This is a genomic window from Armatimonas sp., assembly GCF_043760365.1.
GTDB lineage: Bacteria > Armatimonadota > Armatimonadia > Armatimonadales > Armatimonadaceae > Armatimonas.
Genome location: NZ_JAYUPA010000937.1, coordinates 1 through 2882, shown reverse-complemented (window position 1 = coordinate 2882; position 2882 = coordinate 1). Strand labels below are relative to the sequence as shown.

Below are 2882 nucleotides of genomic sequence, written 5' to 3'. Positions count from 1 at the left end.
CTTTGGCAGCGAGCGCGGGCTGAAAGCAGCCTGCGAGCAAGCTCTCCAGCAGAGTGCTTAGCCCCCATGCTCCGTCAGTACGAAGCGGAAGATCTCGCACCTCTCGCCGAGCAGCTACGCCAAGAAAACCGGCGGGCAAAGTGGATAACTGTAGGGATCTTACTTGCGTTCCTCGGTATCCCACTTACGTGTATTAGTCTTCTCTTTGATATTGGATCGGAGATGATCATAGCGCCGTTCGTTGCCGCAACTATTATCCTGGCAAATGCCTTACGTCGCTCCAAGCAGCGAAGGCGTGCTTTTATCACTGCCTTCCTAGCTCTCTCCCACAGAGCGTCACGCACCGAGATTGAGGCGATTCTTCGTATGCGCACTGCTAGCTTTGATAGCCGAGCACCAGAGGAGGGCAAGCTCCAAGCAATCTGTGATTCGTTGCTCCGCTGCTACCTTCCTCGGACCACGGAGGACGAGCTTTTGAGGCTTTCTCCCGAGGCACGTCGCTGCCTAGCATCTCTACTACGCCCCTCACTCGGGAGTATTTGGACGCGCCCTGCCTTTGAGCCCAACCAGGAGCCAAATATTTTGCAGGCGGAGCTAGCCACGGCGATCTTGCTTACCCTAGCCACCCTGAAGCAACCCGGCGGCGAGAAGAGTGCCAGGCGCATCTTGACGCACTTCAAAAACGAAGCGCTGCGCGAAGCCGCGCAGGAATACCTAAGCTTCCTCCGTCCGTGAGGACGACCGGGGCACAGCCCCCTCAGCGAGAGGAACTTGTTCCCTCGACGGTCAACGCAACCGCCCCCGGATACGGTTTCTCCCCATGTAGGTTGTGCCAGAGCACGCGGTTGAGTGTGTTGAAATCTGCGGCGTCCATCTCGCTCCAGTCCAGCGATGTCGAGAGGTCGTACCACTTTCTCTCACTCGGTGCGAGGGCGGTGCGCGGCGTGTTCGTCTCGCCGAGTTTGGTGCGGTTCGGGACGGAAGTGAAGGCGGTGAAGTTCGGCGTGTCGGTAAAGCAGGCGGCCATCGGCGGCGTGTTGGCATCGAACTTGTTCATCGGGTCCAGGCCGAGCATCTTCTCGATAGTGGCGAGCATCGTCACCGTGGTGTAAAAATTCGAGTCCACAAAGCCGCGCTTGACATAGGGCGAGTAACACGCAAACACCGTCCGGTGCCCATCCACATGGTCTGGCCCGGACTGGGCATCGTCCTCGATGACAAAGATCGCCGTACTCTTCCACTGCGGCGACTTGCTCACCGCCTCAATAATGCGCCCGAGCGCGAGATCATTGTCGGCGACCATACTCTTAGGCTTCGGGTACTCGGCGGAGAGCCCCTCGGTATGGTCGGAGGGCAGCGACATCACCATTAAGTTCGGAACCGTATTGGCCTTACTGAATTTCCCATACTCCTCGATAAAAATATCCGCCTTTACCTGATCGCTCTGGAGCAGTGGCCAGTAGAGATAGTTCGGGTGCGCGAGGGCCTTGACACTGTGCACACGCGGCACTGATTTATACGTGAACTTATTCGTCCCCCGCGCTTGCCAGACCTCCAGCCAGTCTTTGGGTTTGGGTGTGATGATATTACTGCCATCGTCGCAGAACTCCCCGTAGAGGCGCACGCTCTTTTTCTTTCTGAGCGCCGCGTCCCAGAGCGTCCCCGACGATGCCACACCCATCGGATCATCGCCATCATCGGGGTAGGTGCGGTAGCCGGTATACATGTGCTCTAAGTAGTCGTTGGCAATAGCCGTGTCGGTCCAGTTATGACCATCTGCAGAGTTGGTGCCGCTGACGTAAGCGTTGTCAAAGAGCGTGAACGTCCGGGCGAGTGCGTGGTGATTGGGCGTTACTTCCTCCCCCAGCCCACAGAGCTTCGCATCCCCATTGCCCTCCTTCATGTCGCCAAAGACCTCGTCGTAGGTGCGATTCTCCTTGATAATATACAAAACGTGCTGGATCGCGCCGCGAAAGACCTTGAGCTTCGGCGTGACGCGCGGTGCATCCCAGTTATTGAGCTTGGCAACTTTGGCCGTCGCCGCTTTCAAGTCCGTGCTGCGGTCAATCACGGAGATGCTTCCTTGGAAATCATGCGCGTTGCCTGGCTGCCCCAGAAGGGTTTTACGGACAGAGCCATTGCCCTTGGTGTTGAGCGCGAATATCTTGCCTACCCCCAGTTTCCCTCCCTCCCCCCGGCCCCCTCCCTCCCGATAACGGGAGAGGGAGGGGGAGTCTGTGGAGGAATGGGCGAGTGCCATTGGGTAGTAGCCAGCCGGACGGTAGCCAAGCACCTTTCCAGTCGCCGCATCCATCTCGGCGACAGCATTGTCGCCACCACACGCGACTAACAAAACTCCCCTCAGGCTCCCCTCCCTCCCGTTATCGGGAGGGAGGGGCTGGGGGAGGGAGGGAAACGGCAAGGAGGGCACAAGCACCACTGCCCCCGGCATCGCGCCCAGGAGTTTGTTCTTTCCCCACGTCAGCGGCCACGTCGCCGTCACCCGCTTCTGCGCGAGATCCACCACACTGATACTATCGCTGGCGGCGTTGGTGACAAATGCGCGATTGCCCTCTATTAAAAGCGCCGTCGGGTGCAGGCCGACAGGCAAGTGGGTTGTCGCACTGCCCTCCCGCGCCACTAAACTCACACTGCCCGTGGCGGTGAAGCCACGCGGATCAGTGACGAGCCAGGCACCGTTGGACTCCGCACGCGCACCGCTCTCTAGGTCATCCTCGTCGGTGACGGGCCGCCCGCCCCAGTTGCTGGCGATCAGTGTCTTCTCATCGGCGGAGAGCGCGACAGTGAACGGAAGCTTCTGAGTCGGGAAGGTGCGCGTGAGCTTGCCACTCTCAAGCTCCAGCTCGGCGATGCAGTCACGG

2 protein-coding genes are annotated in these 2882 nt (G+C 59.3%); one reads left to right on the top strand and one right to left on the bottom strand.

Going from position 1 to position 2882, the window contains the following annotated elements; translation table 11 throughout:
• A partial coding sequence (locus ACH2EH_RS23650; protein WP_395145663.1) for a hypothetical protein occupies window positions 1-735 on the top strand: 735 nt, incomplete at its 5' end.
• Between the two features lie 22 nt (window positions 736-757).
• Here ACH2EH_RS23650 and ACH2EH_RS23645 read toward each other — a convergent pair.
• A partial coding sequence (locus ACH2EH_RS23645; protein WP_395145661.1) for a bifunctional YncE family protein/alkaline phosphatase family protein occupies window positions 758-2882 on the bottom strand: 2125 nt, incomplete at its 5' end.